The 14,993-nt window shown below is 65.2% G+C and carries 14 protein-coding genes; 7 read left to right on the top strand and 7 right to left on the bottom strand.

The genetic code is table 11. The features are described 5' to 3' along the window. Nucleotides 1-7 precede the first annotated feature (7 nt). A complete protein-coding gene (gene pbpC / locus D7S89_RS19675; protein WP_245983076.1) occupies nt 8-2,416 on the top strand; it encodes a penicillin-binding protein 1C in 2,409 nt (802 codons plus the stop codon). Nucleotides 2,417-2,463: 47 nt separating this feature from the next. On the opposite strand, the gene D7S89_RS19670 is transcribed toward pbpC, so the two are convergent. Further along, a complete protein-coding gene (locus tag D7S89_RS19670) occupies nt 2,464-2,760 on the bottom strand; it encodes a hypothetical protein (protein WP_121280151.1) in 297 nt (98 codons plus the stop codon). A 251-nt stretch (nt 2,761-3,011) separates the two neighbouring features. Between D7S89_RS19670 and D7S89_RS19665 the strand changes: the two genes are divergently transcribed. From D7S89_RS19665 to D7S89_RS19640, 6 genes are all read left to right on the top strand, one after another. Further along, entirely contained in the window at nt 3,012-3,839 is an 828-nt protein-coding gene (locus tag D7S89_RS19665; protein WP_147426711.1) for a heme utilization protein, read from the top strand. A 117-nt stretch (nt 3,840-3,956) separates the two neighbouring features. Then, nucleotides 3,957-4,772 (top strand): MipA/OmpV family protein, encoded by an 816-nt coding sequence (locus tag D7S89_RS19660; RefSeq protein ID WP_121280146.1) that lies wholly within the window; start codon nt 3,957-3,959, stop codon nt 4,770-4,772. Between the two features lie 62 nt (nt 4,773-4,834). Then, nucleotides 4,835-5,359, top strand: a complete 525-nt coding sequence (locus D7S89_RS19655) for a glycine zipper domain-containing protein (protein ID WP_121280143.1) — start codon at nt 4,835-4,837, stop codon at nt 5,357-5,359. Next, the gene (locus tag D7S89_RS19650; protein ID WP_245983075.1) at nt 5,356-5,673 is read left to right on the top strand and encodes an EF-hand domain-containing protein; all 318 of its coding nucleotides are present in this window, start codon (nt 5,356-5,358) and stop codon (nt 5,671-5,673) included. The genes D7S89_RS19655 and D7S89_RS19650 overlap by 4 nt, the downstream gene beginning before the upstream one ends. 52 nt (nt 5,674-5,725) lie before the next feature. Continuing rightward, nucleotides 5,726-6,505: a response regulator gene (locus D7S89_RS19645; protein WP_281273159.1), complete on the top strand. Its 780-nt coding sequence runs from the start codon at nt 5,726-5,728 to the stop codon at nt 6,503-6,505. A 2-nt stretch (nt 6,506-6,507) separates the two neighbouring features. After that, nucleotides 6,508-7,788: an ATP-binding protein gene (locus D7S89_RS19640; protein WP_245983091.1), complete on the top strand. Its 1,281-nt coding sequence runs from the start codon at nt 6,508-6,510 to the stop codon at nt 7,786-7,788. A gap of 120 nt (nt 7,789-7,908) precedes the next feature. Here the strand turns inward: D7S89_RS19640 and D7S89_RS19635 are convergent, their stop codons facing one another. From D7S89_RS19635 to D7S89_RS19610, 6 genes are all read right to left on the bottom strand, one after another. After that, a complete protein-coding gene (locus D7S89_RS19635) occupies nt 7,909-10,248 on the bottom strand; it encodes a putative bifunctional diguanylate cyclase/phosphodiesterase (RefSeq protein WP_121280135.1) in 2,340 nt (779 codons plus the stop codon). A 9-nt stretch (nt 10,249-10,257) separates the two neighbouring features. Next, on the bottom strand, nt 10,258-10,884 hold the full coding sequence (locus D7S89_RS19630) for a methylamine utilization protein (RefSeq protein ID WP_183085275.1): 627 nt from the start codon (nt 10,882-10,884) through the stop codon (nt 10,258-10,260). Nucleotides 10,885-10,930: 46 nt separating this feature from the next. Further along, a complete protein-coding gene (locus D7S89_RS19625; RefSeq protein WP_245983089.1) occupies nt 10,931-11,455 on the bottom strand; it encodes a group I truncated hemoglobin in 525 nt (174 codons plus the stop codon). A gap of 262 nt (nt 11,456-11,717) precedes the next feature. Continuing rightward, nucleotides 11,718-13,583 carry a hypothetical protein gene (locus D7S89_RS19620; protein WP_121280131.1) on the bottom strand — a complete coding sequence of 622 codons (1,866 nt, stop codon included), beginning with the start codon at nt 13,581-13,583 and terminating at the stop codon, nt 11,718-11,720. Between the two features lie 188 nt (nt 13,584-13,771). Beyond that, the gene (locus D7S89_RS19615) at nt 13,772-14,632 is read right to left on the bottom strand and encodes a class I SAM-dependent methyltransferase (protein WP_121280128.1); all 861 of its coding nucleotides are present in this window, start codon (nt 14,630-14,632) and stop codon (nt 13,772-13,774) included. A gap of 13 nt (nt 14,633-14,645) precedes the next feature. Continuing rightward, on the bottom strand, nt 14,646-14,993 hold the full coding sequence (locus tag D7S89_RS19610) for a VOC family protein (protein ID WP_121280126.1): 348 nt from the start codon (nt 14,991-14,993) through the stop codon (nt 14,646-14,648).

Raw genomic sequence — 14,993 nt, 5'->3', positions numbered from 1 at the left:
CATTGCAGTGGATGAGCAGAACGGGGGCCGCGCGCCGGCCCCCTCGGGCGGCATGACGCAGCGCCTCGCTGCGATACGCGCCCGTACGTGTCGCGGCGCCGCGCGCGTTCGTGCCTCGCGCGCATTGCGCGTCGGCGCTGCGGCGCTGGTCGTCATCGGTGCGCTCGCGTTCACGGCGGATCGCCTGTTCCCGCTGCCGACGCCAGGACGCTCGGCGCCTTTCGCGCTGATCGTCACCGCGCGCGACGGCACGCCGCTGCGCGCCTTCCCCGACAAGCTGTATATCTGGCGCAATCCCGTCACGCTCGAGCAGGTCTCGCCGCGCTATGTGCAGGCGCTGACTGGCTATGAAGATCGTGCGTTCTGGTGGCACCCGGGCGTCAATCCGTTTGCGCTCGTGCGCGCGGCGGGGCAGTGGATCGTGCATCGTCGCATCGTCTCGGGCGGCTCGACGATCACGATGCAGGTCGCGCGCATGATCGATCCGACGCCGCGCACGTTGCGCGGCAAGCTGCATCAGATCCTGCGCGCGTTGCAGCTCGAAGCGCACTTCTCCAAGCGCGAAATCCTCACGCTGTATCTGAACTACGCACCGATGGGTGGTGTGCTCGAAGGCGTCGATGCCGCGAGCCGCGCCTATCTGGGCAAGCCGGCCAGCAACCTCAGCTACGCCGAGGCCGCGATGCTGGCCGTGCTGCCGCAGGCGCCATCGCTGCTGCGTCCCGACCGCTTCCCGCATCGCGCCCAGCAGGCACGCGACAAGGTGCTGCACCGGCTCGCCGACCGCTGGCCGCAAACGGTCATCGACGATGCGCTGACCGAGCCCGTCTACGCGCAAACGATCCGCGAGCCCATGCTGGCGCCGCTGCTCGCGCAACGGCTCAAGCGCACGGCGCATGGCCGGCTGCGCATCACCACGACGCTCGACGCCGATCTGCAATCGACCGTCGAAGCGCAACTGCTCGACCGCGTGCGCGGCCTGCCGCGTCATGCGTCGTGTGCCGCACTCGTGCTCGACAACGCAACGCTCGAAGTGCGTGCCTATGCGGGCTCGGCAGATTTCAGCGACCTCGAACGCGCGAGCCACGTCGACATGGTGCGCGCATGGCGCTCACCGGGCTCGACACTGAAGCCCTTTCTGTACGGCTTCGCGCTCGATGCGGGGCTCGTCGATTCGGAATCGCTGCTCGCCGACGTGCCCCAATCGTTCGGCGGCTATCAACCCGGCAACTTCGAGCAGTCGTTTCACGGCGCCGTCAGTGTGTCGGAGGCGCTGACCCGCTCGCTGAACGTGCCCGCCGTGCAGGTGCTCGATCAATACGGCCCGGACCGCTTCGTCGGCAAGCTGCGTCAGGGCGGCCTGAAGCTGCGCTTTCCGCGCGGTGCGACGCCGAACCTCTCGGTGATCCTCGGCGGCGCCGATACGTCGCTCGAATATCTGGTCGGCGCTTATGCATCGTTCGCGCGTGGCGGCATGGCCGGTGTGCCGCGCTTGACGAGCGATGCGCCGCTCGAGGAGCACCGCATGATGAGCGCGGGCGCGGCGTTCATCGTGCGCGACATTCTCGAATCGGGTGGCCCGCTCGGGCGCGCAGTAGAAGAGCGCGGCAACAATCGCGGCGTCGCCTGGAAGACGGGCACGAGCTTCGGCTTTCGCGATGCATGGGCCGTTGGCGTAACCGACCGCTATACGGTGGGCGTGTGGATCGGGCGGCCCGACGGCACGCCGAACCCGGGCTACTTCGGCGCCAACGCGGCCACGCCCCTGATGATGAGCATCTTCTCGGCGCTGCCCGATGCCGTCGAAACCGCGCAGCGCAAGCCACCGGCCGGCGTCACGCAAGCACAGGTGTGCTGGCCGCTCGGCAATACCGTCGATGCGCAGCCGAGCGACCTGTGTGCCGAACAGCGGCGCGCGTGGCTGCTCGACGGCATCGCGCCGCCGACGTTCCCCGATGCAATTCGCGGTGGGGAGCCCGTGCTGCGCTATGCCGTCGACAGCGAAACGGGGCTGCGCGCGAGCGCCGATTGCACGTCTCATGCACTGCGCGAGGCCGAGAGCCCGCTGTGGCCCGCCGTGCTCGAGCCTTGGCTCGACGAGCGCAGCCGGCGTCTCGATCCGCCGCGCTGGCAGCCCGGCTGCACGCCGCCCGCACGTGCCGAGGGGCACCTCGCGATAGGCGGTGCAAGCACGGGCGAGATCGTGCGGCGCAGCTACGGGGGGCAGGCACCGCAACTGCATTTGACGGTCAGCGGTGCGCGCGGCTCGGTGGGCTGGCTCGTGAACGGTGCGCTCGCAGGCCGTGCGCCGGCCGCGAACGGTTGGACGGTGCCGCTCGCGCAGCCTGGGGAATATGCGATTACGGCGTTCGACGAAAGCGGGCGTTATGACCGGATTACGGTCGAGGTGCGGTAAGGCGGGGCGGCCCCCCGCAGATCGGCGTTGCCTGGCCGCACGGCCGATCAGCGCACGACGACAGCACCGTGCCCGCCCCAAAATCCCGCGCGCACGGTGACCGCGGGATAGACCGGCGCGGCATAGGCATACGCAGGACTGACCATCACGGCCGGCGGTGCGACCACGACGGGCGCGGGTGCGACCACCACGGCAGGCGGCGGCACATAGACCGGCACCGGCGCGACCGCCACGACGGGGGCCGGCCGCACGGCAATCCCGACGGCCACGCCGGCGAACGAGGCTTGCGCCATCAGAGCGAGCGGGGCACTGCCCGCAAGAATGAACAGAGAACGCAGTTTCATGGCATGTCCTTATCGGATCAGTGAAAGGCCGGCTACAGCCGAGCTTTCGACCCAGATTAAGCGGCCATGCGATGAAAAGCTGTTGGAGAAATATGTCGTCCTGTTTCATTTCACGTGCCGGTGAAATCGTATTGATGACGGTCGTCGCGAGTCTCGACATTTTTTGACATCGATTGCTAACAGCGTGTGCGGGGACGTTCACTTACCTTAGAGGCACGACTTCACCACTTCTCCGACGGGGGGATTGCCTGATGAGAAACGTTGCCCTAACCGCCGCCTCTCTGTTGCTATTGTTCGCCGGCAATCCGGCCCACGCGGGCGTCTTCCGGTACGAGGCTTTCGCTTTGCGCACCGCCTATCACCGCGCGGGTTTCGCCTCCTGCAGCGGCGGCAGCTGCACGCACGAGGGAGGTGCGATCGGTCCGTTCGGCGGACTGACGACGAACCGCGGCACCGTCGCACGCACAGGTCCCGGGCAATTCACGCACTCGGGAACAGCGGTCGGCCCGGACGGCGGCCAGTATGTCCATGGCGGCACGACCAGTTGCAGCGGCGGAACGTGTGCGCGCAGCAACAGCGTGACCGGCCCGAACGGACGGACGATCGACGCGTCGAGCAGCGTCACGCGGTCGGCGCTCGGACAGTTCTCGTCATCCCGAACGGTAAGCGGCCCGAACGGCACCTACAGCCATTCGGCCGCCACGAATTGCGGCTACGTGTGGTGCACCCACTCCGCGACGACCTCCGGTCCGGACAGCCGTACCGTCAGCCATACGAATACCGCGGTTCGCGTAGCGCCGGGCGTCGTCGCAAGCAGCCACAGCGTGACGGGACCGCATGGCAACACCGTCGTGACGGGCGGTGTGACGGTGGCCGGCCCGCCGAGAGTGGGTATCGTGACTACCGGACCTGCCGTGGCAGTGCTGCCGCCTGTGGCCGTGTTGCCGCCTGTAGTCGCGCCCGCGCCTGTCGTCGTGTTGCCACCTGTGATCGTGCCCCCGCCCGCCGTGCCGCCGCTGGTGGCGACACCAACGCCCGCCCCCGCGGCGGCGATCAATGCCCCCCGAGCCTCGACGTAACACGCCTCCCGCTCGGTCATCGATCGCGCGCAGCCACCTCGTCTGCCGCGAACGGACGCGCCCCTCGTCCGATGCTCGCTTCCCATCACACTCAGTCTGACTCACCGTTTATTGCTCATGTCCGTCAATTGCCTCAAGCCGCTCCCGTCGTCGCGTATTGCACGTTATCGCACCATGCTCGGCGCAGCATTCGTTGCCGGCACGATCACCTATGGCAGTTGCGCGCTCGCGCAGCAGCCCACCGCCAACAGCATCGGCATCGATCTGACTGCCCTACCGCGCTACCAGGGCTCCAGCGCATATCGTCTGGTGCCGCTGCCAACGCTATCGTTCAAGAGCCCCTCGGCCTCGGCTCCGACCTACTTTGTCGACGGGCTTGTCGGCGGCATTGCCTATCCGCTGGGGCCGCACGTCGCCGTCGGGCCGCTGATCGGCGTCGGCATCGGCCGCAGAGAAGGCGACGCAGCCATTCTGAGCGGCACCGGCAACATCGCGACCTCGCCTCAGGTTGGCGCGTTCGTCCGCTGGCACGCGGGCCCGGCGAGCGCGCAGGTGCGCTTCCTGCAATCGGCGCATGCGGGCTATGGCAATCAGGTCACGTTCGGAGTGGGCTACACGATGCTCGCCATGCCGCGCGACCGCGTCACGGTCTCGGCCGACACGGTATGGGCCAACGGCGCGGCGGAACAGACGGCGTTCGGCATCGACGGCGAACAAGCGGCCAACAGCTCGGCGCACCTGTCGGTGTATTCGCCATCGGCGGGCTTTTCCCGCGTCGACCTCAAAGTGACGGTCGAGCACAGTTTCAACGCGCACTGGTCGGCGCGAGCGGCACTCGGTGTCGACACGCTGGTTGGCGATGCGGCAAACAGCCCGGTCGTCGAGCGGCGTGCGAGCGTGTTCGGCTCGCTCGGGGCCGCTTACCGCTTCTGAGTCTTAGCCCCGCTTCGAAAGCCGTTTTTCACCCTCTCTCATCAGAACCTCATCCGGACATCATGAATGCACCGCGCCTGACCCGCCCCCTCGTTTTCGGCCTGGCACTGTTCGCACTGGCCGGCTGCGCAGTGGTGCCGCCGAGCTATCCGACCGTCACAGCACTACCCGCGAAAGGCAAGGCGCTGACTGAGTTCCAGCAGGACGACTACAGTTGCCGCACCTACGCGTCGCAGATCGTCGATCCGATCGTCGCCTCGCATCCCGTGGCCCAATCGGGCGCGGCGGGGCCGGCGCTCGGCACGGCCGCCGGCGCAGCAGCCGGCGCCCTGATCGGAGCGGGCACCGGCAGTGCCGGCGTGGGTGCGGCCATTGGCGCGGGCGCCGGCTTGCTGTTCGGCTCGGCGGTCGGCGGACAGCAGCATCAGCAAAGCGAAGCCGCCCTCCAGCGGCAATACGACGACGCGTACGCGCAGTGCATCACGACGAAGGGCGACACGATCGCCACGCCAGCAGCGCCTGCTCTGATTGCGCCGGCACCTGCGGTGGTCTACACGACGCAACCTTATTACTACGTGCCGTATTGAATTTTTTCACCACCCGTTTTTTCGCGGAGAAAGAAATGAAACTGAAACATGTATGCTTGACGCTGGCCGCAACGCTCGTTGTGCCATTCGTGTTCGTAGCAAGCGCTGTAGCGCAGGGGCAACGTCCATTGCAGCAAGAGCTGGAAAACCGGTTTGCCGCCGCCGACACCAACCACGACGGCAAGCTGACACTAGCCGAGGCGCAGGCCGGCATGCCGCACGTGGCAAAGTATTTCGACCAGATCGATGCGACGCATAAAGGCTACGTGACGGTCGCCGACATCGAGCAGTTCTTTGCCCAGCATCGGCAGTAATCGCCCGTCAGCCCGCCCGCGGTTCTATCCGTTTATCTGATTCGAGGAAGGTTTGTCCGCCACTACGTCGAACGTCGATTCCGCCACCGGAGAGACGCGCCAGGGCCGCCTCATCGTGCTGGACGACGAGGCCGAAATCCGCAACATGCTGGAGCGTTATCTCGCTTCGCATGGTTTCGAAGTGCGCACGGCAAAAAGCAGCGCGCAGTTGGACGCCTTTCTCGAACGTCAGCCCTACGATCTGCTGATCCTCGACATCATGATGCCCGACGAGGACGGCTTGTCGATCTGCCGGCGCCTGCGCGCCCAAAGGCAAACCATTCCGATCCTGATGCTCACCGCGCGCGGCGATCCGGTCGATCGCGTGGTAGGGCTCGAGTTCGGGGCCGACGATTATCTCGCCAAGCCGTTTCTGCCGAGCGAGTTGCTCGCGCGCATCCGCGCGATCCTGCGCCGCCAGCAGCTTGCGCGGCGCCAGCACGACGCGCGCGACGGTGCCCAGCAGGAAGGCGACACCGCGATCCTGCGCTTCGGCGAGTATCGCCTCGATGTCGGGCGCCAGGCATTGTCACGGCTCGATGGTGGCCAGGTCGAGGTCGGCCAGGCCGAAATGCGCCTGCTTGCCGCACTCGCGCAAACGCCGAACCGCCCGGTCAGCCGCGCGCACCTGATCGAACGCGCCCGTGGGCCGAACTACGACGCGAGCACGCGCAGCGTCGACGTGCAGGTGCTGCGTCTGCGGCAAGCCATCGAAGCCGATGCGTCGTCGCCGCGCCATATCCGTACCGTCTGGGGCTTGGGCTACATGCTCGTGGCGGAGTTCGAACCGTGAGGATGCCCTGGCCGCATTCGCTGCTCGAACGCAATCTGCTGTTGCTGATCCTCGTGGTCGTGGCAAGCCAGCTCACGACTTTCATGGTGTTTTTCGTCTTCATGCAGCAACCGAGAATCGACGAGGCCGCGTCGCTCATCGCCTCGCAAACCGCGACGGTCGAGCGCCTGTTGACAGCGCTGCACGAGCCCGAGCGCGGCCGAGCTGTCGCCGCGATGAACGGCGGCGGGCTGGCCACGCCCATGACCGATTCGCATGAGCTGCCTCGCACCTTGATGGCACGGCGCTTTCTGATCAGTCTGCGCGAGCGGCTGCCGTCCGGCACGCAAGTGCGCTGGGAAGACGGCGAGCAGCGCCGCATCTGGCTCAGGCTCGAAATCGACGGCACGCATTACTGGATCGTCTTGTCCGCGCCGCCCACGATCGGGCGACTGTTGCCGTGGAGCATCGTTTGTATGCTGCTCGCTTTCGGGATGTTTCCGGCGTTGGGCGCGTGGCTGATCCAGCGCGATACGTCGATTCCCTTGCAGCGTCTTGTGCGCGCCGCGGCCACAGTCGAGCGCGGCGCGTGGCCGGACGCAGTGCCTGCCGACGGGCCGACGGAGCTCGCGACGGTCGCCGACGCCTTCAATCGGATGGTCGCGTCGCTCGCCGAGATGGATGCGACCCGGGCCGAGATGCTTGCGGGCATTTCGCATGACATCCGCACACCGCTGACGAAACTGCGCATGGCGATCGCCGCGCCGGAAGCATTCGATGCGCCCGCCGCGAGCGCGGAGCGCTTCGTCGCGGAGATCGACGCGATCGTCGAGCAATTCATCGACTTCGCGCGGGGCTGGGACAGCGAGCAGAGCACGCCCGGCGATTTGAACGCGCTGATCGAGCAGCTTGCCGCCGACTATGCGGGCCTCGGTCATACATTCGAGTTATCGCTCGAGCCGCTGCCGGAGATCGCGTTTCGTCCCGTCGGGATGCTGCGTCTGCTGATGAACCTCATGCATAACGCCACGGTGTACGGGCGCGTGGGGCTGGCGGTGCGCACGCACAGGGAGCCGGGCTTCGTGGTGGTGGGCGTCGAGGATGCGGGCCCTGGCGTTCCCGAAGCGATGCTGACGCTGCTCAAGCGGCCGTTCCGGCGCGTCGAGCAGGAGGGTAGGCCACGCGGCACGGGGCTCGGTTTGGCGATCGCTGAGCGCATTGCGCGTCAGCATGGCGGAAGGCTCGATCTGGCGCTGCGCAGTGGCGGGGGGCTGTCTGCTACGGTGCGGTTGCCGGTTTCCTGATTGCGGATATTGCAGTGCGAGGATGGTGCGAGGACGTCACAATCAATCCGTGATGCTTGGGTGACGGCCATGGCGAAGCGGTGGAGTAGAACACCAGCTACCCTCCACCTCCATGAGCGGCTATGAGCTCCGATCGACGCCAAAGCAAGAAACCCCATTCACGCAGCGCCATTCCCGCAGCCAATCCTCGAGCTTGGACGGCGGCAGTGGCCGGCTCAAATGAAACCCTTGCGCGAGGTCGCAGCGAAGCTCCGCCAGCCGCCGCATGACAAACTCCGACTCCACGCCTTCCGCCACGACCTTCAACCCCATGTTGTGCGCAAGATCGATCGTGGAGCGCACGATCGTCTCATCGTCCCTGTGCAGCACCATGCCCATCACGAACGACTTGTCGATCTTCAGTTCGTCGACCGGCATCCGCTTCAGGTACGACAACGACGAATAACCGGTTCCGAAGTCGTCGATGGCGAGACGAATGCCGAGCGCATGCAGCCGATCGAGCGTCTGGATCGCGTGATTCGGATCGTCCATGATCGCGCTCTCCGTGATCTCGATCCACAGCATCTCGGCGGGCACGCCGTATTTCTTCAGCAATGCCGAAAACGTATCGGGCAGCGACGACTGAATGAGCTCCCGCGCAGACACGTTGACGGACACCGCCAGCTCGATACCTTCGGCCCGCCAAGCCGCGCATTGCCGGATCGCCTGCTCGGCGACCCAATGCGAGATCGCCTTGATATACCCCGTTTGCTCGGCAAACGGAATGAACTGATCGGGCGACACGTAGCCCCGCGTGGGATGGTCCCACCGGACCAGCGCTTCGACGAATTTGACGGTGTGCGTCGCGAGGTCGACCTTCGGCTGGTAGTAGAGCATCAGTTGATCGTGCTCGACCGCCTGACGCAGCTCGCTCATCAAAGACAGACGCTCTGCGCCGTTGTCGTCATGCCGCTCGTCGTATAGCGCCAAGCCCGAATTGGCCCGCTTCGCCACATACATCGCGATGTCCGCGCGACGCAGCAGAACGTTCATGTCGGTCCCGTTGTGCGGAAACATGACGATGCCGATGCTCGCACCCACATCGACGGGCTGCTCCTCGATCATGATCGGCAGTTCCAATGCCTTCAGGATCCGAGCGGCGATACGCTCCGCGCCGGCCGCATCGTGGCTCGGCAGCAGCACGGCGAACTCGTCGCCGCCGAGACGGGCCACCAGATCCGAGTCGCCGGGTAACGTCGTACGCAGCCGCTCCGCGACTTGCCGCAACAGCAAGTCGCCAATAGGGTGACCGAGTGTGTCGTTGACGTACTTGAATCGATCGAGGTCCATCATCATGACGCTGAACGGACGCTGGTCCGGCAACGCCTCGACGATCGTCTGCTGCAGCCTGTCACTGAACAGTGCGCGGTTCGGCAGCCCCGTCAGCCGGTCCGTGTACGCCAGCTCCGTGATCCGATGCTCGCGCCGGGAGATGCCCTCCTGCATATGATTGAACGCCTGGGCGAGTTCGCCGATTTCGTCGTGATGCTCGACCTTGATCGGTTCGGCGTAATCGCCCGATCCGACTCGCCGCGCGAAACGTATCAGCGCCGCAATCGGCTGCGTCACGCTTCGCGCTGTGAAGATACTGCCCGCAATCGACAGCAACACGCCCGACAAGGTGATGACGAGCAGCGCCGATTGCAGTCGATGAAACGGCGCCATCGCCGCCTTCAACGACCGCTGGAGCACGACATCCACAGGCTCGCCCGTGGACGGCAACGACATCACTCGCATCGCATAGCTGTCGTCGGCCACTTCCGTCGGGCTGGCATACAGGGCTCGTTTTTGTGCGAGGGTGCTGGCCAGCGAAACCCAGCGCCCGTCCGGCCGCCGGTCGAGAAACGACACGTCGAGCGACATGAGGCTCGCCATTTCGCGGGCCATCCTGTCGTCGATCAGAAAGCCCATCGCTACCCACGCGACAGGCAGCGGCGCTTTGACGGGCACCGCGACGAGTTGGTAAAGCCGCCCATCGATCACGCCGATCGCCGATGGGTTGCCTCTGTTCGCCGCGGTTCGCATGAGCCCTGGAAACGGAAACGGCTCGCCGTCGTGCAGGTATCCGCGACTATCGGCAATCAGCTTGCCGTCGAGATCGGCCAGCATCACGAGGTCCGCGCGGATGCGGCTGCCGTGGTTCCTCAGTGCGGACACGACGGTGCGCTCATCGTGTGTCGCCACCGCCTCGCGAAAGCCAAAGTCCGCCGCGACGACGGTCGCCGCCTGCGTCAGCTTTTCGCTGTTGGAGCGCACGACCTGCCTGAAGACGCGCTCGGCCACGCCAAGCTGCTCCTGGGCGTTGCTGACGGCATTGCTCTGAATCACCGAGCTGATCACGACGTAAGCCGCCGCTTGCGCCACCAGCATCAGCAACACGACGACGAACGCGATTCTCGCGCGCAAGCTATGAAATCGCATGGCGCTCACTCATTCGCTCTTCAATTGAAGCGTGAACCGTGCAGGCCCCCCGGAGCCGGCCGCGACATTGCGTGACGGCAGGCGATCGGGATCGAGCATCCGGTAATGCCAGACAGTCAGCTTGTACGTGTGTGGGGGCACGTCGTCGATCGAGGCCTCGCCATGCGCGTCGGTCTTCGCGAACCACGGCGTATCGACGACGAGCAGATACGCGATCATCTGGTCATGGATGTTGCAGCCCATCACCACCAATCCCGGCTTGTCGAACATCACGGGCTTGGCGGGCACACCGTGATACAGGTGCAATTCGAATCGCTTGGCCGGCGAAAACGAATAAACGTCGTGCTCGATGTTGTCCTTATTGGGGAAGGTGACGGCAGTACCCGTTCGCACCACGGACACGAGCGGCACGAATCGACGCTTGATCTGATCGATGACGGCTTGCGGGCGTTTGGGAGGCGGGAGCTTGCCATCGACAGGCTCGGCATAGACGACGGCATCGGGTATCGGCGTGCCACGCTGATCGACGACCAACGCGCGCAGCGGAGCAGCACGCGCGGCTACGAATGGCAGACACAGCGGCAGACACAGCGCGCCGACAAGACACCTGAGCCAGGTCCGGGTGACTGTTCGCATGGCGACCCACTCCTGCACGCGATGCCGCGCGCTTCACGGCGCCCCGTCAGGGGCGTTCCTGAATATCGCGCGCCATCGGCGTGAGCTTTGCCAACAGCTTCTTCTGGGCGTCGACCGGCACGTGGTTCTTGTCCATCGCCTTGCGCAGATCGTCGATCGCCGCGCTGAACGCGGCATGATCGATGTCCAGGCCCTCATGGGCACGCTTCATCGATCTGCCCGTATAGACGCAGGGGCCGCCCAGCAGCACGCAGAACTGCTCGTTGAGCTTCTTTTCGATGCGCGCAATCGGGGCGCCGTCGAAATACGACTTCGTGCGCGGATCGTCGAGCATGCTGTCGTAGAAATCATCGATGACGTGCTCGATACCGGCTTTGCCACCGAATTGGCGGTAGAGCGAGTCGTCGGCAAACGCGGGAGACGAGGCAGCCCCAGTCAGTGCAAGAAGTGCAATGACACCCCGGAGCGGGGATTGAGAGAAATTGAGCATCGGATCCTCTCGCTGCGAATGTAAGCCGCCATGCGGATTACAGCGCGTTGAAATGTCGTCCGGCCAAATTCCTGATTGCATCGGCACAGGCCTGCCGGCGGCCTGGTACTACGAATTATCGGCGGCAAACACGTGTGTTTGAGAGGAGAGAACCCTTAGCCGATATTGCTCGATATCCGGGCGTTTGATCGGATTATTGCTGCGAAGGGGCAAGCGCTTTGGCCCTCGCAGGCTGTGCACCGGGGCTGTGGCGGGGCGGCCTGGGCACCATGAGAAACACCCCAAAGGTTGGATCGGTGTCCAACTTTTGGGGTGCAGTTCAGATGACTGGCTTTTCACCACTTCATGGGCAATTCTGTGTCCCGCTCACGCAGCTGAGGTAGTTGCTCGCGAAGCCGACATCGTCTCGATCACGCCCATAGAGGGACAATTGCTTGTAGCCGTTGGCGGCGACCGAGATGCCGGACAGATTCATCGTCGTACTGGTTTGAAGGCTCGTGCCGGGAAGATTGGTGTGCACCTTCGCGTTGCACGCGCTATCGCCACAGAACGTCACGTCGTGCGGCACGACAACGGGATTGCTGGCCCAGCTCAGCGCGAGCGTACTCGCGATGCTGCTGTCATAAGCGGCCAACGCCGATTGGCTCGCGGCATCGAGATTCAGCCACGCCACGTTCGGCAAGTCGATCGATTTGGGCGGCACGCCATTGATGCGAACGTAGACCGTGGCGATGAAAGCCGTTCCGGCCGTGTCGGAGTACAGGTCGATACGAAGATCCCGGCCGCGGCGATACAAGGCGTCGATGAGCGCGTCGCCGTTGCTCAGGTTCGAGCTGTTGAAGCTGTCGAGCGACAGCCATTCCGCGCCGCATTGCGAACCGGCAATCGTGAGATTAGGCTGCCCCGGACAGCCACTATCGCTAAGGGTGGCGATGGGCGTCGAGAGATCCCACGCCCCCGTGCCGGACGTGTCATGTGCGTAGACCTTGGCAGCGTGGGGCGCCGTGGCACCTGCCAGAACCGAGGTGGGGATGTCGATCGAGATCGCGCGGGTGTAGCTCGGCTGCGCGTTGGTCACGCCTACGCGCAGCGTGCGCTGCACGGCGGCGCCGACAGTGATCCCGTAGGGGTTCTCCGCCCCGAGCAACGTCCACGTCGACGAGCCCTGACGCAGCACGATGGCCAATTCGGCGCCTTCCATGGTGAGCGTGCCGTTCGTCAGGTCGAAGCCGACCGTGCAAATTTTGTCCGGGCCGCTGAAATCGCAGCTCCGCAGGGCCGGGTTTTCGACCTTGCCGCCCAGCAGGCCGCCGGAGGATGCGAACGAGCAGAGCGTCGCGGCCACATTCGACGCCGTGACGCTCTGGCCGTTCATGTTCATCGCGAAGGCCGGATCGAGCGGCACTTGCGTGCTGAGTGCCGATGTACAGGCACCCACGCTGCCGCTGCCGATAGCGCTGTTCAGGCCTTGGAAGATCGTTGAAATTCCGCTGAGATTGACACTCATGCCGCTCACGAGCGAGCTGCCGTTCAGACTGCCGGTTTGATTGCCCTGGCTGTCGATATAGGCGTTGCCATAGCCCACGACGCCTTCCAGTTGAACGAACGTCGCGCCGTTATTGTGACCGCTCGTGATCTTCACTGCGTCGAGCACCTTGTCCATGCCCGAGTGGTTGGCCGTGAAGGATGTCGTGCCGAAGTCGCTGCTCGAACCAAGGCCGGCAGCCGCCATCAGCGCGCCGAGGTAGTGTTGCAGAGTGCTCTGGCTGCTGCTCAGCGCTGCGGCCGAAGGCGCGGCGCCCGTGAACATCGTCGAGGAATCTGCGCCCAACGCGAGCGCGATGGTGGCGTCGGTCAGCGGTGTGACGTTCGCGACGCCACCGGCCTGGACGACCGAGTAAAAGCACTGGTACTGGCCGTCGGCGAGACCACACGCCTGAATGCGGTACGGCGCGGTGAGCTGGGAGATGTTCAGGTTCGAATAGCTGCCGCTATCGTCGACCGGCGTGCTCACGGTCTGGCCATTAGCCCCCATTACCGTCAGCGTCGCGTTCAACATCGGCGCGCCGACGGCCACCGTGCCCGAGAGCGAGCCGCTGGCGTTGGTGCTGGTGGTGGACGACGTGCTGCTGCTGCCGCCTCCACAGCCGTTCAGCGTGATGAAGGCGCAGGTCGCCAGGACCTTCCAGATGAGCGTGTGTTTGTTCATACCGTTCGAGCGTGAGAGCAGGCGGCGTCACGCTGACGCCACCAGACACCCGCGATTACGGCAGACAGTCCGCACTCTTAAGGGTCGGCAAATTACCTACGCGTACAGGAACGTTCTATGCCGTCGGTAAGCTGAATCGCACGGTAAAGTCGCCATCGCCCACAGCCCAATCGCTGCCTGGGAGGGGACTACGTGGTCGCGATCAGCAGCTCTTCAGCGTTGCTCGGTGGTCGAAGGCCGTCCGTTCGGCCCGCGAAGTAGCGCTCCGTCAGGTCCGCGGCAGACACGTGCCGGGCGTTTCGAAAGCCCGTTTCATTCGCGAATGTCAGCATCTCCGGTGGCGTGAAGAAGGTGATGAACGGCGTACCGCTGGCACGCGCGCCCTTGGCAGCCATCTCGAGCCCCGGCCGCACGGCGGGGTCCGCCAATTCCAACGGCAGCAGGAACGTCATCGCCAGCGTCGACCCCGGCGCGAGCGCTGCTGCCTCGCACATCGTGGCCGCATTCGCTTCCTTCGTCAGATACATGCTGACACCCGTCGACACGACGACGGCCGGCTTGCCGGCATCGAAGCCCGCTGCCGCGAGCCCATCCCGCCATGAGCCGCCCGCCTCGAAATCGACCGGCACGAAACGCAGCCAGTCCGGCGTGCCGAAGCCGAGCTCGGTCAAGCGCTGACGCTTCCACGCCTGCGGCCCCGGTTGGTCGACCTCGAACACCGTCAAGCGCGATGCGATTTCCGGCCGGCGCTGCGCAAAGCTATCGAGGCCGGCGCCGAGAATCACGTACTGGGTCAGTCCGCGCGCAGCCTGCTCGACGACCAGATCCTCGATGAAGCGGGCGCGCGCGACGATCGAAGCACGGAACGGACGCGTGAATTCAGGATCCATGTCGCCGCGTTGCTGCCAACTTGGGTCCAGCGCGAGCAATTGGAGGCCGATCCCATCGTCGAGCACGTGCGGCGGCGCGTCGATCGCAACGTGTAGCGCGCGCCACAGCGCGACCCGCGCGGCGGTGCTGTCCGGGCCGATGCTTCGTTCGTCGCTCATGGCCGCCTCCTTATCAAGCGGCCTTGCCCGGCGCCTGAAGCCGCCAGATGCGCCCGTCCGGATCACGCACGGTCATCTCGCGCGTCCCCCAGTGGGTGTCCTCGAACGGCGTAACCACGTCGACGATCGCCTCGGGCGTGAGCGCCTGCTCGTTGGGTACCTTGAGGACGATTTGCGCGTCGGGCGGCTCGCTCGCTGGCACTTCCGCGATGAACAGGTATGGGCCGTCGCCGTTGCGCAGCTGGCCCGAATGATGGTCGGTTTCGAACTCGAGCGTGAACCCCAGTGCCTGGAAGAACTTCGCCGTCTTGCCCCAGTTGTGAGTTGTCAGGAACACTGCCTCGATTCCGTCGGTTTTCAT

This window comes from Trinickia fusca (assembly GCF_003628145.1).
Taxonomy (GTDB): Bacteria; Pseudomonadota; Gammaproteobacteria; order Burkholderiales; family Burkholderiaceae; genus Trinickia; species Trinickia fusca.
This window is presented reverse-complemented; position numbering and strand designations above follow the sequence as displayed.

Excerpts from the sequence above, each read along its gene's own strand:
- D7S89_RS19670 (WP_121280151.1), bottom strand. The coding sequence starts at position 2,760 with ATGAAACTGCGTTCTCTGTTCATTCTTGCGGGCAGTGCCCCGCTCGCT.
- D7S89_RS19620 (WP_121280131.1), bottom strand. The coding sequence starts at position 13,583 with ATGAACAAACACACGCTCATCTGGAAGGTCCTGGCGACCTGCGCCTTC.
- D7S89_RS19615 (WP_121280128.1), bottom strand. The coding sequence starts at position 14,632 with ATGAGCGACGAACGAAGCATCGGCCCGGACAGCACCGCCGCGCGGGTC.
- D7S89_RS19665 (WP_147426711.1), top strand. The coding sequence starts at position 3,012 with ATGAGAAACGTTGCCCTAACCGCCGCCTCTCTGTTGCTATTGTTCGCC.
- D7S89_RS19625 (WP_245983089.1), bottom strand. The coding sequence starts at position 11,455 with ATGCAATCAGGAATTTGGCCGGACGACATTTCAACGCGCTGTAATCCG.
- D7S89_RS19655 (WP_121280143.1), top strand. The coding sequence starts at position 4,835 with ATGAATGCACCGCGCCTGACCCGCCCCCTCGTTTTCGGCCTGGCACTG.
- D7S89_RS19640 (WP_245983091.1), top strand. The coding sequence starts at position 6,508 with ATGCCCTGGCCGCATTCGCTGCTCGAACGCAATCTGCTGTTGCTGATC.
- D7S89_RS19635 (WP_121280135.1), bottom strand. The coding sequence starts at position 10,248 with ATGCGATTTCATAGCTTGCGCGCGAGAATCGCGTTCGTCGTCGTGTTG.
- D7S89_RS19630 (WP_183085275.1), bottom strand. The coding sequence starts at position 10,884 with ATGCGAACAGTCACCCGGACCTGGCTCAGGTGTCTTGTCGGCGCGCTG.
- D7S89_RS19660 (WP_121280146.1), top strand. The coding sequence starts at position 3,957 with ATGTCCGTCAATTGCCTCAAGCCGCTCCCGTCGTCGCGTATTGCACGT.
- D7S89_RS19610 (WP_121280126.1), bottom strand. The coding sequence starts at position 14,993 with ATGAAAACCGACGGAATCGAGGCAGTGTTCCTGACAACTCACAACTGG.